Here is a 23,565-nt window from a genome sequence, read left to right on the forward strand (position 1 = left end):
CACCGTCGCGGCCCCTCCCCACCCCCTGTTTGGAGCAATCCCCCTCATGCGTGCAGCAGTCATGTACGGAGCCCGAGACGTCCGCGTCGAGGACCGGCCCGACCCGAAGATCGTCCAGCCGGCCGACGCCGTGGTCCGCGTGGTCGCCTCCTGCGTGTGCGGCAGCGATCTGTGGCCCTACGCGTCCATGCCCGCCACCGACACCGGCCGTCCCATGGGACACGAGTTCCTCGGCGTCGTTGAGGAGACCGGCACGGGAGTGACCGGCCTCAAGGCGGGAGACCTCGTCGTCGCGCCGTTCACGTACAGCGACAACACCTGCGACTACTGTGCCAAGGGCCTGCACATCTCGTGCCGCAACGGCGGCCGGTACGGACTCGACGGAGTGGACGGCGGTCAGGGCGAAGCCGTCCGTGTCCCGTACGCGGACGGCACCCTCGTGAAGCTGCCCGTGGCCGCAGACTCCGCGCTGCTGCCCTCCCTGCTGGCCCTGTCCGATGTCATGACCACCGGCCACCACGGCGCCGTCTCCGCCGGCGTCACCCGCGGCGACACGGTGCTCGTGGTGGGCGACGGCGCGGTCGGCCTGTGCTCGGTCATCGCCGCCAAACGGCTCGGCGCCGAACGGATCGTCCTCGCCGGCCGCCACACACCCCGCACCGACCTGGGCCGCTACTTCGGTGCCACCGATGTCGTCGCCGCCCGCGGCGAGGAGGGCATCGCCCGGATCCGCGAGCTGACCGGCGGCGTGGACAAGGTCATCGAGGCCGTCGGCACCCGCCCAGCCCTCGACACGGCGCTCGGCGCGGTCCGCGACGGCGGCACCGTCAGCCGCCTCGGCGTCCCCCAGTACGAGCAAGGGCCGATCGGCCCGGCCCAGTTCATGCGCAACATCACCCTGACCGGCGGCACCAGCCCCGCCCGCGCCTACATCGAGCAGCTGCTGCCCGACGTCCTGGACGGCACCATCGCCCCCGGCCGCGTCTTCGATCAGACCTTCACCCTCGACCGGACACCGGACGCCTACCAGGCCATGGCCGACCGCCAGGTCCTGAAGGTCCTCCTCCGCCCCTGAACCCGAACTCCCCGTGCCCGGCAAAGGACTTCCGCTCATGCAGTACGTGACCCTGAACAACGGCGTCGAGATGCCGCTGCTCGGCTTCGGCGTCTACCAGATCCCCGCCGAGGACACCGAACGCGCCGTCTCCGACGCGCTGGCCGCCGGCTACCGGCTGCTGGACACCGCCGCCGCCTACGGCAACGAAGAGGCCGTCGGCCGCGCCATCAAGTCCAGCGGCATCCCGCGTGAGGACCTGTTCGTCACCACCAAGCTGTGGGTCCAGGACGCCCCGGCCCAGGACAACACCCGCCGCGCGTTCGAGACGTCCCTGACCAAGCTGGGCCTGGACCACCTCGACCTGTACCTGATGCACCAGCCCTTCGGCGACGTCTACGGGCAGTGGCGCGCCATGGAGCACATCAACCGCGAGGGTCTCGCGACGGCGATCGGCGTCGCCAACTTCTACCCCGACCGCCTGATCGACCTGATCGTCAACAACGAGATCACCCCGGCCGTCAACCAGATCGAGACCCACCCCTTCTTCCAGCGAGCCGACTACCAGAACCTCATGCGCGACCACGGCGTGCAGATCCAGTCCTGGGGCGGCTTCGCCGAGGGCAAGAACGACCTGTTCACCAACCCCCTGCTCGCCGAGATCGGCAAGCAATACGGCAAGTCGGTCGCACAGGTCGTGCTGCGCTGGCTCACCCAGCGCGGAGTCATCGCCATCCCCAAGTCCGTGCGCGCCGAGCGCATGGCGGAGAACATCGACGTCTTCGACTTCGGGCTCACCGACGAGCAGATGACCCGGATCGCCACCCTCGACACCGGCAGCTCCCTGTTCTTCGACCACCACGACCCCGAGATCGTCACCTGGCTCGCCAAGCGCCGCCTCGACGCCTGAACCGCGTACCGGGAAGGGGCGGGCGACAGGCCGGTCCGGCCTGTCGCCCGCCCCTTCGCCGATTCCGGAACCCTCGCGAAGGGCCCACCCGTGAACCAGCCACACCCCACATCTGTCCGGCGCCGCACGCTCCTGCGCGCCGCACTGCTGACCGGAGTCACCACCATGACCGCACCCCACCTCACCGGCTGCTCACCCGCGAACGATCAGCAGCCCGGCCGGCAGACATCGCCGAGCTCAGCCCGCAGCGGTACGGCGCGGGGCGACGCGCTGCTGGCCTACTTCTCACGCCCCGGCGAGAACTACTACTACGGGGACCGCACCAACCTGAAGGTCGGCAACACCGAGGTCATGGCCCGCACCATCCACGACCTCATCGACTGCGACATGTACCGCATCGAGCCTGCCGATCCCTACCCGGACAGCTACGACGCGACCGTCAGACGCAACGTTCGCGAGCAGGAAGACGACGCCCGCCCCGGCATCAAGGGCTCGCTGCCCGACCTCGGCAGATACGACACCGTGCTGCTCGGCAGCCCCGTCTGGAACGTCCGCGCCCCCATGATCATGACGACGTTCACCGAGCAGCTCGACTTCACCGGCAAGACAGTCGTCCCCTTCACCACACACGCCATGAGCGGCCTGGGCACCACCGAACGCGACTACACCGCGTCCTGCACAGGCGCGACCCTCGCCGAGGGCCTGGCGGTCAAGGGCGAGGAAGCCGGCGAAGCCGAGGGAGACATCGCGGCCTGGCTGCAGCGTGTCGGCTTCTCCGTCTCTGGGTGAGGCCGGGCGCGCGATCCCGAAGCCAGCTCAACGCCTCCTCGGAGGCCCTGGGGGAGGAACCGGCCGGACGTAGCGAGACGTCGTGCTTGAGGAGCGCCAGACGCACCGTGGCGAGGCTTGTTCCTTCGCGGTCGGCAGCATCCGAGCCCGAGCGCCGTGATTGCTGGGGAAGCGGGTGGAGGGGACGGCGGTCCGGTGCCGCAGGCGCGCTACCGGCATCAGCTTGGTCTCCAGACTGCATCGCAGGGCTGCGTGGAGACCCGGTGAAAGGTTGCCGCCCAGCGCGCCGGGATGATCCCAGCTCCGGGCTCCCCGAACGGAACCCCGTGAGCAACTCGCTTACGTGCTCGGCACGTTCCAGCACCTGACGCCGTTCGCCTTCATGCAGCTGGTCAAGAATCACCGAGGCGATCTCCTGGTCATCCCCTGCGGAAGGGCCTGCCTCCTCGCAGATCACCCCCGCTCGACCGGAGAACACGAGCTCGCTCAGCGAGAGGCGCATGAGGCGGCCTCGCCCGTCCTTGAGGACGACCTCGTTTCCAGAGATGGTCGATGCCATCTCGACCACCTCGACAGTCTCGCCATCGAAGCGCAACCTGCACGAGATCCGGTGTGGCCCCGTTGGATCACGGTGCCTTACGGATCTTCACGCGGCCGTGACGCTCCGGAAGCGATCGTGGTAGGCAGGGCGGATGCTTCGCCGACTTCCTCTCGATGAGCAACTCGACGGCCTGCGGGCCGTGCTCTCCCGCAACGAGATCCTGACGGACGTGATGACCAGGGCGGCGACACTGGAGCTGCCCGGCTGGTACGTGACGGCGGGATGCCTGTTCCAGACGGTGTGGAACGTGGTCACCGACAGGGACCCGACCCACGGCATCCGTGACTACGACCTGTTCTACTTCGACGACGGCGACCTCTCCTGGGAAGCGGAGGATGCCGTGATCCAAGCGGGTCGGACAGTGTTCGCCGGTCTCCCGGTCGAGGTGGAGATCCGGAACGAGGCCCGCGTGCACCTCTGGTACGAGCAGAAGTTCGGGGTGCCCTGTCCACCGCACGAGTCCACCGAGGCCGCGATCGACAGCTTCGCGGCGACCACGTGCTGTCTGGGCGTCCGTCTGGAACCCGACGGACACTGGCGCGTGTACGCACCGCACGGGCTCTCCGACGTGTTCGGCCTCGTCCTTCGGCCCAACGCGGCCCTCGCTCCGCGGGAGGTCTACGAGGCCAAGGCGGCCCGTTGGAAGGACGCGTGGCCGGAGCTCACCGTCCTGCCGTGGCCGCACTGAGCCGCTCGCCTCGACACGTGGAGCGCGCAGGAAGCGCAGGAGCAGTGACCGTACGGCCGCGCTGTTCAGCCCCTTCTCGGCGGCGGAATGACGGCCGGGGTGCTGTCCAAGCTGAGCAGACCGATCGCCACGAGCGTGTCCAAGAAGACCGGCATCCCGGTGGCCACCGTCACCCGGGCCGTCGAGGTGATGGTCCCGGCCCTTGTGACGGTCCTCGCCGAACGCGCGTCCGCCGAGCGCGCAGGAGCCGGTTCCCCGGCATCCGGAGCCCAGCCCGCCGGTGGCGACCTCGGCGACCTGCTCGGTTCGATCCTCGGAGGCGGCAAGAAGCAGCAGTGACCCGGCTGCCCGCACACCCGGCGCCGTATGCGCCGGCGGCCACTTCGCGCTGAACCGACCCGAGACCGCCGCCTCGGGCGTCGAGGCGCGCCAGGACGAGGCGGCGGAGCCGCCTCAGCCCTCCGTCTCCGGTGTGCCGACGTCCGGGGCCGTGGCCTGCTGCCCCTTCCCCTCGGCGAACGTGTACATCACCGACCTCTCCCGCTTGTGCCGCTGGATGCGGCCCTTGGCGACGAGCGCCTCCAGGGTGTTGCGCACGACCTGCGGTGTCGGTGTGCGGTCGGTGTGCTTGCGCAGCAGTTCCTCGCGCAGCTCCTTGGCCGGCCGGGGCTCGTCGTGCGTGCGCAGCAGGCCCAGCAGGACTTCTCCGAGGGACTGTTGTGGCTGCGCCTTCGTGACGGCCTTGGCCGTCTTCTTACTAGGCCGGGGAGTTGCGGCCCTGGACCGGCCGGGGCGCTTGGACGCTTTTGTGGGCGGCGCGGGAGCAGCGTCGGCCTCGGGGGTCTCGACCTCCGGGCCGAGCGCCTCCGGCGCCTCGGCCGCGGGTTCATCCTGCGGTTCGGTCACGGCAGCGGGCTCGTCCGTCGCCTGCTGCGGCACCCGGACGTCGAAACGTTCCGCGACCTTCAGGATGTCCAGCAGGAGTGTCTCCTCCTGTTTCAACACCTCAAGGGCATCGATCAGTTCACGCTGTCGGCGGCGGTTCTCCTCCAGGTCCGAAGCGGCTTGTTCCTCATACCGCGTTCGGAGCGTGGCGGCTGACTGGCTGGACACAACCGTTCACTCCCTCGCATTCGGGTGACGTTGCGCATCGTACCCACGCGGATGACATGTGCCGCAGTGTTCGGCGCACACGATGCCCGCGGACTTCGGCGACAGGGGCCGCCGCACCCGCATCGGTGCTCCGGCCGGAGGCGTCGTGGCGACCCCGGACCGTCCGACGGGCAGGAGCGGTCAGGGGGGATGAGGACGCGTGCGGTACGAGGCCGGTCCTGCGGGGTGTGACGTCACCGGTGTGCACATCCGTGCAGGTGAGATGGCCTGCGGTCGCACACGGAGCGATGGTGGAACCGATCGGCGACGCACACGTGTGGGGCGCCGACAGTCTGCCGGCACAAGCGCCCACTTCCTCGTCGAATTCAGTGACTTGGGCAGGGCCCGTCACTGGCCGACCCGACATGCGTGCCCATGCCTTCGGCGCGGTGATCCGAACCGCGTGCGAGCGGAGCCGAGTTGACGGACGGCCCCGCATGGCCGGGTCACGCGGGAGTTCGGCCGGGGGCTGCCCGAAGAGGCGCCGACGGCTGGCCGACGTGCCGACAGCCCCCGGCCCTCCGTCGGCGTACGACGCGGCGGCTGCCGAGCGCCACCGTGGTCCGCCGGGCCGGGGGTGCGCCGTCCGCCCCGTCCGCGGCGCCCGGACCGTAGTGCGCAGCCCGAAGCCTTGACAGGAACGGTCGCCCCGTCACAGCCTATGGCAACGTTGTCATGCCGTCGGGGTCGCGCCGCACCGAGCCGCTCGACCCCGGTACCGTCTTGTGATTGGACGTCTCCTTCATGGCCGATCAGGCGAGTCCGTCGCGCCCTCCTTCTCGGCGCTCCGTCGTCACCACCGGCTCGACGCTGCTGGCCGGCTTCGGGCTGGGCGCAGTTTTTCCCACCGCCGGCGTTGCCGCCGAGCCCACCGGCGCCGGGACCGAATCAGCGACCCCGAGCGCGACTCCGGGGGAGATCGCCGCCTTCCGCCCCGTCGAGGTCTCCTCGCAGGCCTACGCGTCCGCCGCGGCCGAGTTCGTGGTGGACGGCATTCCCGCGAAGGGTGTGCGCGGCACCGGCTGGAGGGCCGGGGCGGGCGATCCCCAGTGGATCTCGGTCGACCTCCAGGCGGACTGCGAAGTCAGCTGGATCCGGCTGACGTTCGAGGCCGACGGTGCCGATCCCGTCTTCACCCCGCCGTCGAGCGGGAACTGGGCGCAGGGCACCACCGGCAAGGAGATCCTGTCGAGTTACGCGACCGAGTTCGTCGTGGAGACGTCCCAGGACGGTGTCTCCTGGTCCAGCGTGTACCGCACCACGGCGGGAACCGGGGGAGTGGTGAACATTCACCCCGCCCGTCCGGTGACCGCCCGCTGGGTGCGCATGACGGCCCGCAAGCGGTCCAACCCCAACCCGCTGGGTCTCAACGGCTTCGAGGTGTACGGCACGGCCCGCGGGCATCGCCCGGACGCCACGGGCTGGACGGACTGGGGAACCCACCACTCCAAGGCACCGAAGCTGGCCGTCGCCGACGACGGGACCGTGCCGCTGGAGTCGGGCTGGACCCTGACCATGGACGACTGGGCCGACGGTACGGGCAAGGAGCTTTCGGCGACGGGCGTGGACACCAGCCGTTGGCTGCCCGCCACCGTGCCCGGCACGGTCCTCGGCTCGCTCGTGGAACAGGGCAAGCTGCCCGATCCCGTCGAGGGCCTGAACAACCTGCACGTCCCGGAGGCGCTGTCCCGCCACTCCTGGTGGTACAAGCGGGACTTCGAGCTCCCCCGCGGCCTGCGCACCGGTGCCGAACGGCACGTCTGGCTGGAGTTCGACGGCATCAACCACAGGGCCGAGATCTGGCTCAACGGGCGCAGCGTGGGCGACCTGACCTTTCCCTTCGCCCGGTCCGCCCACGACGTCACCTCCCACCTGGCCGAAGCCGACGACGGCCGGCACGCCCTCGCGGTGAGGATCACGCCGATGCCCGTGCCCGGCAGCCCTGGCGACAAGGGACCCGCGGGTGAGGCCTGGGTGGATGCCGGCGCGAATCAGATGAACCTGAACTCGCCCACGTACCTGGCCTCTTCGGGCTGGGACTGGATGCCCGCCGTCCGTGACCGCGGCGCGGGCATCTGGAACCACGTGAGGCTGCGTTCGACCGGACACGTCGTGATCGGCGACCCGCGCGTGGACACCGTCCTGCCGAAGCTGCCCGACCTGTCGGTCGCCGAGCTGACCGTCACCGTCCCGGTCCGCAACGCCGACTCCGCCGACCACCGGGCCACCGTGTCGGCCTCGTTCGGCTCGGTGCGGGTGTCCAGGACGGTCACCGTCCCGGCAGGAGAAGACATCGTTGTCACGTTCGCTCCCGACTCCTTCGAGCGCCTGCGGGTCCACAACCCCGAACTGTGGTGGCCGAACGGCATGGGCAGCCCCCGCCTGCACGACCTGACGCTCGTCGCCGAGGTCGACGGCACCGAGAGCGACCGGCGCTCCACCCGGTTCGGCATACGGCAGTTCGGCTACGAGTATGACGTTCCGCTGCCCTTCGTCGCCTCGGGCGACGCGTACACGCAGTCCGTGGACGTCGCGGCGCAGCAGGCCCGGCACATCAGGATCAAGTGCCTGACCCGGGCCACCGACTGGGGCAGCTCGCTGTGGACCGTGTCCGTGTTCGACGGCGCGCGTCCGGGCATCGACCTCGCCCTGCACGCCCAGGCCGACGCGTCCACCGTCGACGAGGACGGCCACGGCGCGGGCAACGTCACCGACGGGGACCCCGCGACCCGCTGGTCCTCGGCCTACCAGGACGGCGAATGGATCAGCGTGGACCTCGGTTCCGTGCAATCCTTCGACCGCGTGGACCTCGTCTGGGAGCAGGCGTACGCGCTGACCTACGTCGTCCAGGTGTCCCAGGACGGCAAGCAGTGGACGGACGCGAAGGCCGTGGACAACACCGCGGTGCCGCTGCCCTTCAACAGCGGTGACGCGAGCCTGCGCGTGGAGGACTTCGAGGCGAGAACCGCCCGCTTCGTGAGAATCGACTGCGGTGTGCGCAACACCAGTTGGGGCAACTCACTGTGGTCCCTGGCCGTCGTCGACAGCTCGGCACCGGGCACCGATCTCGCCCTGCGCAGGCACACCACCGCCTCCACGGAGGAGTCCGACCACCCGGCCGGGAACGCCACCGACGGCAACCCGGGCACCCGCTGGTCCTCCGCCTACGAGGACCACCAGTGGATCCAGGTCGACCTGGGCTCCGCCCGGCGCTTCGACCGCGTGGCCGTCCTCTGGGAGCAGGCCTACCCGAAGACCTACACCATCCAGGTCTCCGACGACGGCGACGACTGGACCGATGTGAAGACGGTGTCCAACACCCCCGATCCGCTCAAGATCAGCGTCAACGGGGTCCGTGTGCTGGTCCGCGGCGGCAACTGGGGCTGGGACGAACTCCTGCGCCGCATGCCCGCCGACCGGATGGACGCGGCGGTGCGCATGCACCGCGACATGAACTTCACGATGATCCGGAACTGGGTGGGCAGTTGCAACCGCGAGGAGTTCTACGCGGCCTGCGACGAGCACGGCATCCTGGTGTGGAACGACTTCCCCAACGCGTGGGGCATGGACCCGCCGGACCACGACGCCTTCGACTCCCTCGCGCGGGACACCGTGCTGCGGTACCGCATCCATCCTTCCGTGGCGGTGTGGTGCGGTGCCAACGAGGGCAATCCGCCGGCCGCGATCGACAAGGCCATGCGTGAGGCCGTGGAACAGCAGGTGCCCGGCATCCTGTACCAGAACAACTCCGCGGGTGGCATCGTGACCGGCGGCGGCCCCTACGGGTGGGTCGAGCCGGAGCGGTACTTCGATGCGGGTACCTACGGCAGCAAGGACTTCGGTTTCCACACCGAGATCGGGATGCCTGTCGTCTCGACCGCCGCCAGTATGCGCAACCTCGTGGGTGACGAACCGGAGTGGCCGATCCGGGGTGCGTGGTACTACCACGACTGGAGCGAGCACGGGAACCAGGCTCCGCAGAACTACAAGGCCGCCATCGAGAGCCGTCTCGGTACGGCGAGCGACCTCGACGACTTCACGCGCAAGGCGCAGTTCGTCAACTACGAGAACATGCGCGCCATGTTCGAGGCGTGGAACGCGAACCTGTGGGACAACGCGAGCGGTCTGATGCTGTGGATGTCCCACCCCGCCTGGCACAGCACCGTGTGGCAGACCTACGACTACGACTTCGATGTCAACGGCGCCTACTACGGCGCCCGCTCGGCCTGCGAGCCCCTGCACGTCCAGGCCGACCCGGTGAAGTGGCAGGTCCTGGCGGTCAATCACACGCCCGTAGCTCTCAAGGGCGCGACGGTCACGGCACAGACGTACGACCTGTCGGGCCGTCCGCTGGGGAAGGCCAGGAGCACCCAGGTCGACGTGAAGGCCGCGTCCACGGCCAAGGCATTCACGGTGGAGATGTCGCAGGACCTGCCCGAGCTGCATCTGCTGAGGCTGACGCTGCGGGACGGCACGGGCGAGGTGGTGTCCCGCAACACCTACTGGCGCTACCGCACTCCGGCGGCGATGAAGTCGCTCAGTGCGGTAGACCGGGTCCGGCTGTCGGCCTCCGTCACCGGCGTGTCCGGTACGGGGGACCGCAGGAAGCTGACCGCCACGATCCGCAATCGCGGCTCCGCCGTCGCGGCGATGCTCCGGCTCTCCCTGCTGGACGACAAGGGTGCCGCGCGGGTCCTGCCGACGCTGTACGAGGACAACTATCTGTGGCTGCTGCCCGGCGAGAGCCGCACGGTCACCTTGTCCTGGCCCGCCGAAGCACTGGCCTCGGGGCGGCCGGCCCTGCGGGTGGAGGGCTACAACGCACATCCCGTCACGGCCCGGCCGTGAGATGACCGCTCGCCGCCCCGGCCGTCCGCACGGCCGGGGCGGCCGTGCGGCCGAGACGGCCCCCGAGGGCATGCCTGTCCGGGGCGGTGAGCGGCGGCCGACGTCAGTGGGCGGCTGCCTGGACGGTGAGCGGCGGCCGGATCAGCGCGCGGCTGCCGGAGCGCTCTTCTTGCGGGCGCGGTAGGCAGCCGCCTTGATCTTGTTTCCGCAGGACTCCATGTCGCACCACTGCCGGCGCGTGCCGCGGGAGCGGTCGATGTAGATGCGGGTGCACTCCGGGTTGCCGCACTCCTTGAGCAGCGGTACGTCCGGTCCGCTGAGCAGCTCGATCGCCTGGCGCGCGACCGTGGACAGCGCTTCCTCCGGTGTCGCCTCGGTCCACCGCCCGGACGGGGTGAGCTGCGGTGTCGCCGGGGGCTTGCGGGCCGCGCCGTTCAGGACGGCCAGAGCCTGGACGTTGTAGTCCTCACCGAGCCGGCGGGCGGTGATCAGCTCGTAGAGGGCCTCTCGCACGGTCGTCGCCTGCTCGACGTCGGACTCGTCGCAGGGGGACACCGCGTCGACGATCCCCGACTCCAAGTACCACGCGTCCAGCCTGTCCGGTGACGCGAACATCTCGAACCTGGCCGACCTGCGCGCGCGCAGGGTCGCGGCGAAGTCGAGGGCGGGATTTCCGCATACGAAGGCATGATTCAGGTTCACATCACCATTTTGACAGGTGACAAGTTCTGCTGCAAGATTCGTCACTCGCCAAAGTGGTGTCCGTCCGGTGCCGGGCCGGTGAACCATGCTGGTCGAGCGAGGGCGGGACAGGTCTCAGGGCCGGGTGGCCGGCCTCCGCCAGACGAAGACCTCGGTGCTGGGCGGGCGTTCGGAGAACCGGCCGGCTGCGGAGGCGTCCCGCAGGATCCGGCGCAGATCGTTCTCGAAGGCCGCGCGGCGCGTGCCGAACAGGTGGGGCGCCGACGACGACATCGAGAACACCCAGGCGACGACGTCGTCCTCGCTGCGTTCCAGTGCCTGTCCGGCGGGCACGACATGTCGCTCGGGTCCGAGGAATCCGGTCCGGCGGAACACCTCGGCCTCGCCCCCGGGAGTGCCGTGCGGGAGCATCCCGCGGCCGGCCCGCCGCACCGGCCCCAGGTACTCCTTGACCAGCGCTTCCATCGCGGCGTAGGGCACGGCCGGATGCGGCAGCCCGGCGACGCCGGGGATGTCGCTCTTGAGGTCCGAGATGTGCACCAGCGCCCCGCCGGGACACAGCATGGTCATGATGGTCGCCGCGACCAGGTCGCGGTCCATCCAGTGGAAGGACTGGCCGAAGACGGCGACGTCGAAGCTGCCGAGGCCCGCCGGAAGATCCTCCGCCCGGGCCCGCACCCACCGGGTCTTCGTGCCGGCTCCCGCCTCGGCGGCCCGGCGCCCCGCTTCGGCGATCATCCCGCCGTCCGGGTCCACGCCGACCAACTCGCGGAACACGTGGGCGAAGGCCAGGGCCAGGATGCCCGGCCCGCATCCCACGTCGATCAGGCGTCCACGCGCGTCGAGACCCAGGGTCTGTGTCAGCACCTCCGCCAGTCCAGGGGCGTAGGGCAGTCTCCCGCGCTGGTAGTAGGGGGCGGATCCCGAGAACAGGGTCTCGTCCCACTCCCAGCCGTCGATCACTTCGGCTCCCGCCCTTCGCGAAGCTGTCTCTTCGTCGGAAGGGCCCATGCTTCCACGGTTCGGCCGGCCGCAGGGCTTCCTGGTCCGCCCCCGAGATCACGTCAGAGGCGGTCGACTTCGACGACGGCCTGGGCGAACGCCGCCGGAGCCTCCTGCGGCAGGTTGTGGCCGATGCCCTTGAGGGTGCGGTGGTCGTACTTGCCGGTGAACCTGTCCCGGTACGCGGAGCCGTCGCCGGGCGCCGTGAAGGGGTCGCGCTCGGCGTCGAGGGTGATGGTGGGCACCGTGATGACCGGACGCGCGGCCAGCTGCTTCTCGTAACGGTCGTAGCGACGCTCGCCGTCGGCGAGGCTCAGCCGCCAGCGGTAGTTGTGCAGCACGATGGGCGTGTAGTCGGGGTTCTCGAAGGCCGCCGCGGTGCGCTCGAAGGTGGCGTCGTCGAAGTCCCAGGTCGGTGAGACGGTGTCCCAGACGAGCCGCGCCAGGTCGTGACGCTTGGTCTTGTCCTCCATGGCGATCCGGCCGCGCTCCGTGGCGAAGTAATACTGGTACCACCAGGCGTACTCGGCTTTGGGGGGCAGGGGCTGGAGGTTGGCCTTCAGATTCGTGATGAGGTAGCCGCTCACCGAGACCAGGGCCTTGCAACGCTCGGGCCACAGGGCCGCGATGATGTCGGCGGTCCGCGAGCCCCAGTCGAAGCCGGCGAGCACGGCCTTGTGGATCTTCAGGGCGTCCATCAGCGCGATGATGTCGAGGGCGATCGCCGACTGCTGGGCGTTGCGGAACGTCCGGGAGGAAAGGAACCGGGTCGTGCCGTGGCCGCGCAGGTAGGGCACGATCACGCGGTAGCCCTCCGCCGCCAGCAGTGGTGCGACGTCGACGAAGCTGTGGATGTCGTAGGGCCAGCCGTGCAGGCAGATGACCACGGGGCCGTGTGCGGGGCCCATCTCTGCGTAGCCGACGTCCAGCAGCCCGGCCTTGATCTGCTTCACCGAGGCGAAGGACGTGTGGTCACCGGGGACGGCCGTGGGTGCGGTCCCGGCCCGTGCCGGCGTCGAGTGCCGTGACCCCGGGGCGGCGGAGGCGCTCGGGAGGCCGTGCAGACCGGTCACCGCAACGGCAGTCGCGCCCGTGCCCAGCCCCAGGGCCTTGCTGAAGGTGCGCCTGTTGATCATATGAAAACCCTCCGCGTAATCCATTGTCCTGATATGCCCGATGCGGGCCATCCGGGCCGGGTAGCGGTGTGTGGCGCTGTCCCGGATCGGCGTCCGGGGTGACCCTCGCACGGCATGCATCACCGGTCAAGCTGGTGACGCTGTTCTGTGAGGTATGCGACGGCGACTCTTCCGTGCGAGTGAGCTCGCAAGGTTTGCCGATGTGTGAGTGGGGACGCCCGTCGGGTGACCTTCACTCTCGGTAGCCGCGACTGGGCGTGTTCGTCACCGGCTTGACTAGTGATTCTTGGCGTGTGACGATCGTCGGCACATGATGAGTGGTGACTTCGGAAAGGTGCAGTCCCATGAACTTCGCGAAGGGCCTCGTGGCCGTGTTCGCCGTGGTCGTCATCTCGGTCGGCTGCTTCACCCAGGTCTTCTGACGGGACGTCGGGCGGCCTTCACCGGACACCTGTGGGCGGCGCGCGCATCCTCGTGCAGGGTGTCGGCGCCGCCCACGCGTGTTTCCGGCGTGGCTCGGCGCGTCGTTCCCTTGTCTCTCCCGATCGCCGCGTCACCGGCTTGACGGGCGTACGACGGCGAGGCGCGGAGACCCCGGGTCTCCGCGCCTCGCCGTCGTACGCTCATCCCCGCCCGATGCCGGCCGGGGGTCTCATAGGCACGTGCGGACGAGCCACTCGTCGTAGTTGAAGGCGTCCTTGGCCGGGTCCGGCGCCGAGGCCGGCCTCTCCTCGACCGTGTCCTCCAGGCGGATGCGCTCCGGCAGTGTGCCGAAGCGTGCGCGGCGAGCCGCTTCGGCGACGGTGTCCGCGACCACTTCCTTGCGTGACATCTGCTCTCCTCGACCGGGCCCCGGCGGGCCCATCCGGGCGGACGGGTCGGCCGCCGTGAACGGTTTGCTCGCAGCCGGCGGTATGTCGGCGACGGCCTCCATCGTTGCTCAGGAGGCTCCGTTCGCGATACCGCTTGAACTGGTGACGATGCTCGCAGTATCACCATCACCTGTCAAGGTGGTGACGGAATTGAGGTGTGCCGACCCGTCGGATCGCTTCGTGTCGAGCGAGGGGATCAAGCGGTGCCGACGCCGTGCAGCAGGGTGTCGACGACATGGTCGGCCGCCTGGGCGTCGCTGAGGTCGGGCAGTTGCTGTGAGGCCACGTGCATCAGCTGTGGCAGCAGAGAGCTCACCCATCCCGTGGGCAGGCCGGAGCGGAGCAGTCCCTCGTCGATGGCGCGTTCCAGGAAGACGTCGAACTCCCGGATCACGCGGTTGCGGCGTTCGCGGATGGACTCCTCGGCTCGCATCCGGGTCAGCTCGACGGGCCACTTGCGGTTGACCGCGATGATCCCCTCCACGTACCGGTGCAGCGCCACGGTGACGGGCGCCTCGCGCAGCCGGGCGGCCTCGACGGCCTCTTCGATGGCGTTGAGGCGGGCCTCGTAGACGGCGGCCAGGAGCGCTTCGCGCGAGGCGAAGCGCCGGTAGACCGTCCGGCGGTCCACGCCGGCCTCCGCGGCGATGGCGGCGATGCTCGCGGCCGGATCGGCCGCGAGCATGCGCGCGCCGGTGGTCAGGACGGTTTCCAGGTTGCGTGCTGCGTCGGCTCTCACCTCCTCAGTTTAGGCGCCGACGTGACTCCTCGGTCGCGTACTGGCGCATGAATGTAGCTGTCATGAAAATAAGTGCTACGATGCAGTGACACTTAAGGCTCGAGAGAGCCCGCCGAACGCATGCGGAGGGATCCAGGATGATCACGTATGACCAGCTCTTCGTCGGAGGCTCATGGGTCGCGCCGAGCAGTGCGGAGCTGCTCGACATCCAGTCCCCGCACGACCGGACCGTGATCGGCCGTGCGGCTCAGGCCCAGCCCGCCGACGTGGACCGCGCGGTGGCGGCCGCCCGTGCCGCTTTCGACGCCGGCCCCTGGCCGCGTACGGCACCCGCGGACCGCATCGCCGTCCTGCGGCGGTACAACGCGCTGCGCGAGGCCCATGCGGAGAAGATCGCCGAGCTCATCTCCGCGGAGGACGGTTCGGCCCGGTGGTTCACGCTCGCCGGTCAGCCCGGGCTCTCGCGGCAGGCCAACGCGTACTTCAAGGCGGCGGAGGAACTGGACTGGGAGGAGGCTCTCGCGCCCAGCGATCCCGCCTCGCCCGTGCGCAGCCTGCTGCGCCGCGAAGCCGTCGGTGTCGTCGCCGCCGTCATTCCGTGGAACTCGCCGTTCTCCGCCGCCAACGCCAAGATCATCCCCGCGCTCCTCGCGGGCAACACGGTCGTTCTCAAGGTCTCCCCGGAGAACTCCCTGAGCATGGGATTCCTGGCCGAACTGCTCCAGCGGGCAGGCCTGCCCGAAGGGGTGATCAGCGTGCTTCCCGCCGACCGTGAGACCAGTGAGTACCTGGTGTCGCACCGCGACGTGGACAAGATCGCGTTCACCGGCTCGACGCGCGCCGGCCGCAGGATCGCGTCGATCGGGGGCGAGCAGCTCAAGCGGGTCAGCCTGGAACTGGGCGGCAAGTCCGCCGCCGTCATCCTGCCCGACGCCGATCTGGACAAGGCGGTCCAGGGGCTGAAGTTCGCCTCCCTGCTCAACAACGGCGAGTCCTGCATCGCGCACACCAGGATCCTCGCGCCGCGCGGCCGCTACGAGGAGGTCGTCGCCGCCCTCAAGGATCTCGTGGAGTCCCTGAAGGTCGGCGACCCGGGCGACCCCGGCACGTTCATCGGCCCGATGGTGCGCCGCGATCAGCAGCGGCGCGTGCGCGACTACATCGAGCTCGGCATCCGGGAGGGCGCCCGGCTCGTCACCGGCGGCCCCCAGGTCCCGCCCGGTCTGGAGGGCGGCAACTACGTCACTCCGACGGTGTTCGCCGATGTCGACAACACGATGCGGATCGCGCAGGAGGAGATCTTCGGTCCCGTCCTCGTGGTCATCGCCTACGACGACGAGGACGAGGCTGTACGCATCGCCAATGACTCCGAGTACGGCCTGTCGGGCGGCGTGTGGTCGGCGGACGAGGCGCATGCCCTCGATGTCGCCCGCCGCATCCGGACCGGCACGGTCACCGTGAACGGCGCGTCCATCGGCTTCGACGGGCCGTTCGGCGGCTTCAAGGCCAGTGGGATCGGCCGAGAGTACGGGGCCGTCGGGCTGGCCCAGTACATCGAGTACAAGACCGTCACCGTGTGACGGCCGGTTCGGAGGCGAGGGGCGCGCCGATGACCACGAGGCGGACACCCGCCCGTACGCGAACTGCGCACCCGCATCGGTCATGTGAGCTCGGCTCAGGCCGTGCCGAAGGGCGTCGACTCCCGCACCGCCGTCCTCGCCGGGCGCGGCGGCACGGTCCAGTCGCAGTGGCGCACGTACGGCGACGGGGTGCATGAGCGTGCCGACGCGCTCCGCACGGAACTCTTGGACGTGACCTCATCGGGTGCCAAATCGGATAATTGACGCATCTGGCGTATTTTGGAGCTCATTGGTAGGGGATTCCCGTGGTGCCCTCACCCGGCCGGTCGTCCCCACCTACGGCGGTGCCCCCCACCGGCAGAGCCCCGAAAGCGAGACCACAGCCATGGACTTGAAACTCGAAGTCGTCGTACTGCCCGTCTCCGACGTCGACCGGGCCAAGGACTTCTACACGCGTCAGCTGGGCGGTCGCCTCGACGCGGACCTGCCCGTCAAGGACGGCTACCGGGTCGTGCAGGTGACACCCCCGGGTTCCGCCTGCTCGGTCATCTTCGGCGAGGGCGTCACCGACGCGGAACCCGGCTCGGCCCAGGGCCTCTACCTGATCGTCTCCGACATCGAGAAGGCTCATGAGGAACTCACCGGCCGCGGCGTGGAGGTGAGCGACCCCTTCCACGACGACACCGGGATCTTCCACCAGGCGGGCGAGACCGGCCGGGTGCCCGGGCCGGACTCCGAGCGTGCCAGCTACGGGTCCTTCGCGTCGTTCACCGACCCCGACGGCAACGGCTGGGTCCTCCAGGAGATCACGGAGCGGCTGCCCGGCCGGTGACCGCGGCCCCCAGGGGGCGGCCGGCACCGGCCTGCCCCCGCTTCGGCGCCTGGCGAGGCTGCCGCATCCCTTTTGGCGTGTAGCCCGCCTCGAAGAGACTCATGGTGGCTCGGCCATTCTTCGGCCATCGATGACGTCGTCGAACGAGCCGAACGCGAACTGGACCTCAACTCCGCAGTCCGGTGAGTGACTTCGGGTGGCAAGGACGTCGTCACCAAGGCCGTCGGACAGTCCATGACCGGCGTGGCGGCACAGCCCGGCACGCGCTTCCGGTCCGGCTCGGTGGGCATCGCCTGCATGGCCCCCGTCCTGCCGCAACCGGCCACCGGCCGGGGCGACCGGGCGACGGACCCCGACCGCGTCGCCACGTCAGCGCAGCGCCGCGTCGAGTTCCGCCAGCCGGTTCGCCACCGGGCCCAGCGTGAGCAGGCCACTGCCCGCCGCCTCCTCGGCGGCCGCCGGCAGCAGATGCGCCCGCGCCCGCTCCATCACGCCCCGCTCGCCCACGGCGACGGCGGCCCGCGCCACGAGGCACCACAGCGCTTCGAACATCAGATCACGCGGCGGTGAGTCCAGACACCGCAGTGCCTCGCGCGCCTCCTCGGCACGTCCCTCGTCCACCAGGAGCGCGGGACGCACCCAAGGCTCGTACGGTCCGGGGTCGACGTCGCCGTCCCCCGCGAGGGGCAGTCCGTGCCGCACCCGCACGCTCATCAGCGCCAGCGGCAGCAGACCGCGGCTCAGGCCGGGCATCCCGGCCCCGCGCAGCGACCCGGCCGCCCGCCGGTAGGCGTCCAGGGCGGCAGCCGGCGGCTCCGTCGCCGCGACCCTCAGCGCGCGGAACCAGGTGGTGAAGACCGACACCAGCGGCAGCTCGTGCCGTGCGGCCAGTTCGTCCGCCGCGTCCGCGTGACGGCCGGCCCCGGCCAGGTCCGCCCGCGCACACCGTGACTGGAGTCGGATCAGATGCCCCAGCACCTCGTACCTGACCAGGTCGTGCCGTGCCGAGAGCGCCACGATCTCCGCCCCGACCGCGTCGCGTCGCGCCGCCAGTCCGGCTCGCTGGAACGACTGCATGAAGACGCCGTTCAACGCGAAGGCGAGCAGGGACGGATCCCCGAGGCGCCGGGCGATCTCCTCCGCCCGCCGGGCCGCCCGGACGGGCCACGCGTGCTCATCCGACGGCGGTTCCTCCGGCGGCAGCGCGCCCCGTGATTCCACGGCGACCGTCGCCAGCAACCGGCATCGTGCGGCGTCGTGCCCCTCCGCGGGCAGCGACCGCAGGGTCCGCTCCGCCGCTCCCACAAGCCGTCGAGCCTGCTCCGGGTCGTCGGAACGCGTCCAGATCGCCGGTACGTCGTAGACGCCGATGACCCGTGCCGTCAGCTCGGGGTCACCCAGCTGTTCCGCGGCCGCCACCGCCGCGACCCGGTGCTGCCGCGCCGCCTCCAGACCGCCCCCGCCCGTGACGGCGAGGTCCCGCATCAGCCCCGCCGTCGATTCCAGTCTGGTCCGTGCCCGCGCCGCCACGGCACTCTCGTAGGCCGCCGTGGCCCGTGCCCACACCCCGTCCACGGTCTGCGCCGCGTCGGGATCCAGATGATCCGCGTGCCGCAGCACGTCCTCCTCCAGCCGGCGCAGCCGAGGCCCCGGATCCACGCCCAGATGCTCGCGGAGCATGCCGCGCGCCCGCCGCAGCACGGTCAGCGCGTCGGCCTGACGGCCGGAGTGGTACAGCGCCAGCGCCAGCAGACGCCACGCCTCCTCGCGCCACGGATGCTCCGTGACGTGCGCGTCCAGGTCGGGTACCGCCTCGGCCGCCGCCCCCAGGGTGATCCGCGCCTGCGCCATGCGCTCGACGGCGTGCAGCCGCAGCTCGGTGAGCCGGGAGCGCTCGGCGCGCAGCCAGCGTTCGTCCCCGAAGTCCGCGAAAGCGGGGCCGCGCCACCAGGTCAGCGCCTCGGCGAGCCGGTCCGCCACCTGCGCGGGCCCGGCGTCACCCAGGGCGTCCAGCACCTGCTCGAACCGCCAGGCGTCGACGTCGTCCTTCGTTGCCCGCAGCGCGTATCCGGGTCCCTCGGTGACCAGCAGCCGGGGCGGTGTTCTGGGCACCCGGTCCGGTTCGACAGCTCGCCGCAGGTCGCCGACGAACGTACGCACCGTGCCCACCGCGTCGGCCGGGGGGTCCTCCCACAGGTCCTCCACCAGCCGGGAGACGGGAACCACCCGCCGGCGGGCGACGACCAGCCGGGCCAGGACCGCGCGATGTCGCGGTCCTCTGAGCGGCAGCGGGTCACCGGCCTCGTCCCAGGCGGTCACCGCCCCGAGCACCCCGAACCGCACCCTCACCGCCGCTGCCCGTCCCTTCCACCTGCCGCTTCTCCCACGCGCCGATCCGTCCAACCTACAAGCGTTCATCCGTTGCTGATCCGCGCCCCGCAGCCTGGGTCCCGTCAGCCGCCGGGGACCACCTCACGGCGGCAGGAACGGCGATCGCCACCGGGCCGAGGAGAAGTGCCATGGCACACACCATGACCGGATTCGACCACCAGCGCGTGCGGGTGGACGACGGAGTGGAACTGCACGTCGCGGTGGGCGGGAGCGGCCCAACGATCGTGCTGCTGCACGGTTTCCCGCAGACCCACCTGATGTGGCGGCACGTCGCCGCGGACCTCGCCGCCGACCACACGGTCATCTGCCCCGACCTGCGCGGCTACGGAGACAGCGACAAACCGCGGGAGGAGGGCCCGCAGACGTACGCGAAGCGCACCATGGCCAAGGACGTCGTCGCGCTGGCCCGCGCCCTCGGCCACGAACGTTTCGCCCTCGCGGGCCACGACCGCGGCGCTCTCGTCGCGTTCCGGGCCGGACTCGACCGCCCCGACGTCGTCACCCACCTGGCCTGTCTGGACGTCCTGCCGACCCTGGACATGTGGGAGGCACTCCACGGCACCTCGGCGGCCGTCGGCTTCCACCTCTACCTGATGGCCCAGCCTGCCGGCCTGCCCGAGCGGATGATCGAGGCCAGTGCCGACGCCTTCTTCGGCCACTTCCTCGACGCCTGGACCAAGGCCCCCGACGCCGTGCCGGCCGGCGTTCGCGACGTCTACCTGGAAGCGTGCCGTGGCGCCGTCCCGTCCATCGTCGCCGACTACCGCGCCTCGGCGGGCATCGACGTCGAGCACGACCAGGCGGACCGCGCGAGCGGGAAGCGGCTCACCATGCCGGTGTCGGTGCTTCAGCAGGACTGGGGCGCGGCCCTCGGGTACGAGGCCGCCGCACTGTGGGGCGCCTGGGCCACGGACCTGCGGCACTCCACCGTGTCGTGCGGTCACTTCATGGCCGAGGAGGCACCCGGCGACATCGTGAAGGCCCTGCGGGACCTGATGGCCCGCTGACCGACGCGGGGCCGGCTCGAGCGGAACTCCGGGCGCGCACCCCGAACGGGCCCGCACGCATCCCGGAACCGGTGGCCGCCCTGGACCGCGTACGACCAGAATGGGCCAAGTCGACTCAGGCGCAGGCGAGTTGTGGCCGAGCCGGTCGTACCAAGGATGCCGGCCGCAGTGCCTCGCGGCCCCGGGGACGGATTCGTCGGTGGCCCCGACCACGAGGCGAGGCGGTGAGTTTCTACGAGGAGGACCTGCGTGACGCACACACTGGCTCGACTGGCCGTCGCCGGATCACTGATCACCGCCGTCTCGGCACTGGCCCCCGGCGCGCAGGCGACACCTGCGGGCCCCGGGGTCACCGGCCGGGTCATCTCACAGACCACGGTCGGCGGCACCGACTACATCCTGCGGGAGGTGACCATACCGCCTGGTCAGGCGACCGGATGGCACTACCACGACGGCGTCCTCTACGGGTACGTCAAGCAGGGGACCCTGTCCCATTTCGACGCCGCGTGCACGTCGGACGGCGTCTACCCCACAGGCAGCGCCCTGAAGGAGCCGGCGGGCCCCGGCAACGTGCACATCGGCAGGAACCTGGGAACCACGGACGTCGTCCTCGAAGTCCTCTACGTCCTGCCGCACGGCGCCCCCTTCTCGGAGGACGCGGTGAACCCCGGGTGCGACTTCCAATAGCCCTTCCCGGACGGCCTGTTCCCCCGTCGCGGGGCTGCCCTGTCGGGCAGCCCCGCGCTCCGGCGAGGGGCCTGGCGCGGGCCGTGGGCGTCGCCGGGGAGCGGTGGGGGTGCCGGAGAGGGGCCTCAGCGCCTGTGGCCTTCGGGTGCGGGTCCGGGCTCGGCGGGGGAGCCGGCGGAGAGAAGACGGCGCAGCCAGCGCAGTCTCGCCGCGCGCGCCTCGCGTGAGACGGTCGCCTGCGGAGCGGCGAAGTCGAATCCGTGGAAACCCCCGGGCCACACGTGCAGTTCGGCCACTCCGCCGGCCTGCCAGATGCGCGAGGCGTGGGCGACCACCTCGTCGCGGAACGTCTCCGCCGAACCCACGTCCAGGAACGCCGGGGGAAGTCCGGACAGATCCTCCGCCCGTGCCGGAGCCGCGTAGCCGGGTACGTCGTCGCTGCCGTGCAGACCGCCCAGGAAGTGCCGCCAGGCGGTGCCGTTGGACTCCCTGTCCCAGATTCCCCGCCCCTCCATCTGCCGGGCGGAGGGGCTGTCGTTGCGGTCGTCGAGCATCGGGCAGAGAAGCATCTGCCCCAGTGGCCGCGGGCCCCCGCGGTCCCGGGTGAGCAGACACAGGGCCGCGGCGAGCCCGCCGCCTCCACTGACTCCGGTCACGACGATGCGCTCGGGATCGATCGCGACGTCCTCGGCATGTCCGGCGAGCCACTCCAGCGCGGCGACGCAGTCGTCCAAGGCGGCCGGGTACGGGTGCTCGGGTGCCAGCCGGTACTCCACGGACACCACCGCGAGTTGGAGTTCCGCCGCCCAGGGCAGGAGAGAGTCCACCCCGAGGCGACTGCTGCCCATGATCATGCCGCCGCCGTGCAGATGGAACAGCACCGGCAGAGCTCCTCGGGCACCCGACGGGCGGCACACGAGGAGGCGGACGCCGGGCGCGCCGACCGGGCCCGGGACGGTCCGTTCCTCGACGTGGAAGGCGCCGTCGCGGGCGAGGTCCTCGTTCGTGGGCATCAAGGGAACCTGCTCGGCACGCAGCGAGACCAGCTCGCCCGGCGACAGCGCGCTGTTCATGTGCTGTGCCAGCGCGTCGGCCAGGCCTTCGAGCTCGCCGTCGAACGGCGGGGGGTTCAGTTCCACGGGCCATCCAGTCGGAATCGGGAGACGGTCCCGCCCGTGTCACGCACGAGGCGGGCTTCGAAACCGTGTGCCCTCCGCAACGCCTCCGCATGCGCGCACATGCAACCGACCACACCCATGGACGGGGGCGTTCTTGTGGGTTTCGCCTCGGCAGCAGGTCCTCCACCGACCTGTCGGCGGCGGGGCCCGCCGCGATGGACCGGACGGGCACCACCCACGTGCGCCTCCGCTTCGCATCGAACTCCGCCTCGACCGCGTACCTCTTCGTCACCAAGGGCACCCGGGCCACAGTGACCATCGAGGACCAGTAGCGACAGACCCGCAGGAGACGGGGGCTTCCGGGGGCTTCCCATGGCCGGCGACCGCGCCGCCGGTCACGGAGAGCTCAGTTCGGCTGCTCGGCCTCGAGCGAGCCGATCATGCGAACGGCGTCGCGCAGCCCGTACGGCCGCAGCAGCCCGGGCTCGGGCCGCCGGTCCCAGCCGGGCCCGCACAACAGCACCGTGGTGCGGGTCCGGGCGCCTTGAACTCCCCATTGTTCGGCGGCGATGTGACGTGCCAGCGGGAGGCTCGAGGTGGAGCGGGACTGGGACCACAGGACCACGGCGAGAGGGCTCACGCGATGGACGGCCGCGAGGAACGCCTCCGCCGGGACGTCGCCGCCCAGCATCAGGGCGGCTGCTCCCTGCTCCGCGAGGGCGGCGCCGAGCGCCTCGATCGGCAAGGTGTGCGGTTCGCCCGGGACACACCCGAGGAGGACGGGGGAGGCACCCTGGCGTGCTTCCGGGGCCGCGGTCGCGGTCACATACGCATGGCGCAGGGTGGCCGAGACGTGCCAGGACAACAGGTGCTCGACCTCGACATGACGGTCGTCCGAAGCCTGCCACTTGCGTCCGACCGCGTGCAGGGCGGGCATCATCACCTCTTCCCAGGCCGTGGCCAGGCCGTGGGTGCGTACGGCGCAGGTCAGGTGCCGCTGCACGGCCGCGCCGTCCAGCCGGACGGCGGCGGAGGCCAGTCCCCGGCATCGCGTGCGCGCGTCCCCGGCGAGCGGTTCGCCGTCCAGGGCCTCGTCCTCGGGATGCGGGGTGCGCGCGGAGTCCGTGACCGCGGGCCCGTCCGTCGTCCCGGGGGGCGTGCCGAGCGGGTCGGCCGTCGGCGCGCCGCGGGTACGGGCATGTCTCTTGGCCGTACGGGCGGCCTCCGCGGGCGGCACGCCCGCCGTCGTCAGCCTGCACATCTCCTGCACCATGCGGACATCGTCCGGGGACCAGCGACGATGCCGACCGTCCGTCCGTACGGCCGGCCCCAGCCCGTACCGGCGGTCCCAGGACCGCAACGTCATGGGGGAGACACCCAGTTTGCGCGCCAGGAACCCGGTCGTCACACCTGCGTCGGCGGGTCCCGCCGCCCGGTGGGCGTTCACCTCCATGGCG

At 70.8% G+C, this 23,565-nt stretch carries 21 protein-coding genes; 12 read left to right on the plus strand and 9 right to left on the minus strand.

Translation table 11 applies throughout. From position 1 onward, the window contains the following. Positions 1-46 precede the first annotated feature (46 nt). The 5 genes from H305_RS0106595 to H305_RS44675 all read left to right on the plus strand — a co-directional run bounded on the left by H305_RS0106595 (position 47) and on the right by H305_RS44675 (position 4,381). Positions 47-1,075 carry a zinc-binding dehydrogenase gene (locus H305_RS0106595; protein WP_028799720.1) on the plus strand — a complete coding sequence of 343 codons (1,029 nt, stop codon included), beginning with the start codon at positions 47-49 and terminating at the stop codon, positions 1,073-1,075. 37 nt (positions 1,076-1,112) lie between these two features. Then, the gene (locus H305_RS0106600) at positions 1,113-1,964 is read left to right on the plus strand and encodes an aldo/keto reductase (protein ID WP_028799721.1); all 852 of its coding nucleotides are present in this window, start codon (positions 1,113-1,115) and stop codon (positions 1,962-1,964) included. 90 nt (positions 1,965-2,054) lie between these two features. After that, on the plus strand, positions 2,055-2,753 hold the full coding sequence (locus H305_RS0106605; protein ID WP_028799722.1) for a flavodoxin: 699 nt from the start codon (positions 2,055-2,057) through the stop codon (positions 2,751-2,753). Positions 2,754-3,445: 692 nt separating this feature from the next. After that, positions 3,446-4,042: a nucleotidyltransferase family protein gene (locus tag H305_RS0106610; RefSeq protein WP_028799723.1), complete on the plus strand. Its 597-nt coding sequence runs from the start codon at positions 3,446-3,448 to the stop codon at positions 4,040-4,042. 99 nt (positions 4,043-4,141) lie between these two features. Then, the gene (locus H305_RS44675) at positions 4,142-4,381 is read left to right on the plus strand and encodes a DUF937 domain-containing protein (protein ID WP_051370399.1); all 240 of its coding nucleotides are present in this window, start codon (positions 4,142-4,144) and stop codon (positions 4,379-4,381) included. 114 nt (positions 4,382-4,495) lie between these two features. Here H305_RS44675 and H305_RS44680 read toward each other — a convergent pair whose 3' ends face one another. Next, positions 4,496-5,155 (minus strand): hypothetical protein, encoded by a 660-nt coding sequence (locus H305_RS44680; RefSeq protein ID WP_051370400.1) that lies wholly within the window; start codon positions 5,153-5,155, stop codon positions 4,496-4,498. 783 nt (positions 5,156-5,938) lie between these two features. On the opposite strand from H305_RS44680, the gene H305_RS0106625 reads away from it, so the two are divergent. Beyond that, a complete protein-coding gene (locus H305_RS0106625; protein ID WP_028799724.1) occupies positions 5,939-10,042 on the plus strand; it encodes a discoidin domain-containing protein in 4,104 nt (1,367 codons plus the stop codon). A gap of 141 nt (positions 10,043-10,183) precedes the next feature. Here the strand turns inward: H305_RS0106625 and H305_RS0106630 are convergent, their stop codons facing one another. From H305_RS0106630 to H305_RS0106655, 5 genes are all read right to left on the minus strand, one after another. Continuing rightward, positions 10,184-10,744 carry a CGNR zinc finger domain-containing protein gene (locus H305_RS0106630; RefSeq protein WP_028799725.1) on the minus strand — a complete coding sequence of 187 codons (561 nt, stop codon included), beginning with the start codon at positions 10,742-10,744 and terminating at the stop codon, positions 10,184-10,186. A gap of 114 nt (positions 10,745-10,858) precedes the next feature. Further along, positions 10,859-11,755, minus strand: coding sequence for a class I SAM-dependent methyltransferase (locus tag H305_RS0106635; protein WP_051370401.1), 897 nt, complete (start codon positions 11,753-11,755; stop codon positions 10,859-10,861). Positions 11,756-11,808: 53 nt separating this feature from the next. Continuing rightward, the gene (locus H305_RS0106640) at positions 11,809-12,882 is read right to left on the minus strand and encodes an alpha/beta fold hydrolase (protein WP_028799727.1); all 1,074 of its coding nucleotides are present in this window, start codon (positions 12,880-12,882) and stop codon (positions 11,809-11,811) included. 652 nt (positions 12,883-13,534) lie between these two features. Next, positions 13,535-13,714, minus strand: coding sequence for a hypothetical protein (locus tag H305_RS0106650; RefSeq protein WP_028799728.1), 180 nt, complete (start codon positions 13,712-13,714; stop codon positions 13,535-13,537). A 236-nt stretch (positions 13,715-13,950) separates the two neighbouring features. After that, the gene (locus H305_RS0106655; protein WP_037762824.1) at positions 13,951-14,439 is read right to left on the minus strand and encodes a TetR/AcrR family transcriptional regulator; all 489 of its coding nucleotides are present in this window, start codon (positions 14,437-14,439) and stop codon (positions 13,951-13,953) included. Between the two features lie 191 nt (positions 14,440-14,630). Between H305_RS0106655 and H305_RS0106660 the strand changes: the two genes are divergently transcribed. The 3 genes from H305_RS0106660 (at position 14,631) to H305_RS0106670 (ending at position 16,905) form a co-directional block, all read left to right on the plus strand. Beyond that, positions 14,631-16,073, plus strand: a complete 1,443-nt coding sequence (locus H305_RS0106660; protein ID WP_028799730.1) for an aldehyde dehydrogenase — start codon at positions 14,631-14,633, stop codon at positions 16,071-16,073. An 84-nt stretch (positions 16,074-16,157) separates the two neighbouring features. Continuing rightward, a complete protein-coding gene (locus tag H305_RS53250) occupies positions 16,158-16,337 on the plus strand; it encodes a hypothetical protein (RefSeq protein ID WP_158690481.1) in 180 nt (59 codons plus the stop codon). 121 nt (positions 16,338-16,458) lie between these two features. Further along, positions 16,459-16,905, plus strand: coding sequence for a VOC family protein (locus tag H305_RS0106670; RefSeq protein ID WP_028799731.1), 447 nt, complete (start codon positions 16,459-16,461; stop codon positions 16,903-16,905). Positions 16,906-17,274: 369 nt separating this feature from the next. Here the strand turns inward: H305_RS0106670 and H305_RS0106675 are convergent, their stop codons facing one another. Then, positions 17,275-19,254, minus strand: coding sequence for an AfsR/SARP family transcriptional regulator (locus H305_RS0106675; protein WP_028799732.1), 1,980 nt, complete (start codon positions 19,252-19,254; stop codon positions 17,275-17,277). 170 nt (positions 19,255-19,424) lie between these two features. Here H305_RS0106675 and H305_RS0106680 point away from each other — a divergent pair, with 170 nt between their 5' ends. Then, entirely contained in the window at positions 19,425-20,303 is an 879-nt protein-coding gene (locus H305_RS0106680; protein WP_028799733.1) for an alpha/beta fold hydrolase, read from the plus strand. A gap of 249 nt (positions 20,304-20,552) precedes the next feature. After that, positions 20,553-20,990 (plus strand): cupin, encoded by a 438-nt coding sequence (locus H305_RS0106685; protein WP_028799734.1) that lies wholly within the window; start codon positions 20,553-20,555, stop codon positions 20,988-20,990. Positions 20,991-21,115: 125 nt separating this feature from the next. Here H305_RS0106685 and H305_RS44685 read toward each other — a convergent pair whose 3' ends face one another. Continuing rightward, positions 21,116-22,129, minus strand: a complete 1,014-nt coding sequence (locus tag H305_RS44685) for an alpha/beta hydrolase (protein ID WP_051370402.1) — start codon at positions 22,127-22,129, stop codon at positions 21,116-21,118. 89 nt (positions 22,130-22,218) lie between these two features. Here H305_RS44685 and H305_RS53255 point away from each other — a divergent pair, with 89 nt between their 5' ends. Then, the gene (locus H305_RS53255) at positions 22,219-22,440 is read left to right on the plus strand and encodes a hypothetical protein (protein ID WP_158690482.1); all 222 of its coding nucleotides are present in this window, start codon (positions 22,219-22,221) and stop codon (positions 22,438-22,440) included. Positions 22,441-22,514: 74 nt separating this feature from the next. Here H305_RS53255 and H305_RS0106700 read toward each other — a convergent pair whose 3' ends face one another. Then, positions 22,515-23,561, minus strand: coding sequence for a MerR family transcriptional regulator (locus H305_RS0106700; protein WP_037762707.1), 1,047 nt, complete (start codon positions 23,559-23,561; stop codon positions 22,515-22,517). Between the last annotated feature and the right edge of the window lie 4 nt (positions 23,562-23,565).

It is taken from the genome of Streptomyces sp. 142MFCol3.1, from assembly GCF_000424945.1.
GTDB classification, from domain to species: domain Bacteria; phylum Actinomycetota; class Actinomycetes; order Streptomycetales; family Streptomycetaceae; genus Streptomyces; species Streptomyces siamensis.

Coding starts and splice junctions, on each gene's coding strand:
- H305_RS0106595 (WP_028799720.1), top strand. CDS start 47: ATGCGTGCAGCAGTCATGTACGGAGCCCGAGACGTCCGCGTCGAGGAC.
- H305_RS0106600 (WP_028799721.1), top strand. CDS start 1,113: ATGCAGTACGTGACCCTGAACAACGGCGTCGAGATGCCGCTGCTCGGC.
- H305_RS0106610 (WP_028799723.1), top strand. CDS start 3,446: ATGCTTCGCCGACTTCCTCTCGATGAGCAACTCGACGGCCTGCGGGCC.
- H305_RS0106625 (WP_028799724.1), top strand. CDS start 5,939: ATGGCCGATCAGGCGAGTCCGTCGCGCCCTCCTTCTCGGCGCTCCGTC.
- H305_RS0106635 (WP_051370401.1), bottom strand. CDS start 11,755: ATGGGCCCTTCCGACGAAGAGACAGCTTCGCGAAGGGCGGGAGCCGAA.
- H305_RS0106640 (WP_028799727.1), bottom strand. CDS start 12,882: ATGATCAACAGGCGCACCTTCAGCAAGGCCCTGGGGCTGGGCACGGGC.
- H305_RS0106650 (WP_028799728.1), bottom strand. CDS start 13,714: ATGTCACGCAAGGAAGTGGTCGCGGACACCGTCGCCGAAGCGGCTCGC.
- H305_RS0106655 (WP_037762824.1), bottom strand. CDS start 14,439: ATGCTCGCGGCCGATCCGGCCGCGAGCATCGCCGCCATCGCCGCGGAG.
- H305_RS0106660 (WP_028799730.1), top strand. CDS start 14,631: ATGATCACGTATGACCAGCTCTTCGTCGGAGGCTCATGGGTCGCGCCG.
- H305_RS0106670 (WP_028799731.1), top strand. CDS start 16,459: ATGGACTTGAAACTCGAAGTCGTCGTACTGCCCGTCTCCGACGTCGAC.
- H305_RS0106680 (WP_028799733.1), top strand. CDS start 19,425: ATGGCACACACCATGACCGGATTCGACCACCAGCGCGTGCGGGTGGAC.
- H305_RS53255 (WP_158690482.1), top strand. CDS start 22,219: ATGCGCGCACATGCAACCGACCACACCCATGGACGGGGGCGTTCTTGT.
- H305_RS0106700 (WP_037762707.1), bottom strand. CDS start 23,561: ATGGAGGTGAACGCCCACCGGGCGGCGGGACCCGCCGACGCAGGTGTG.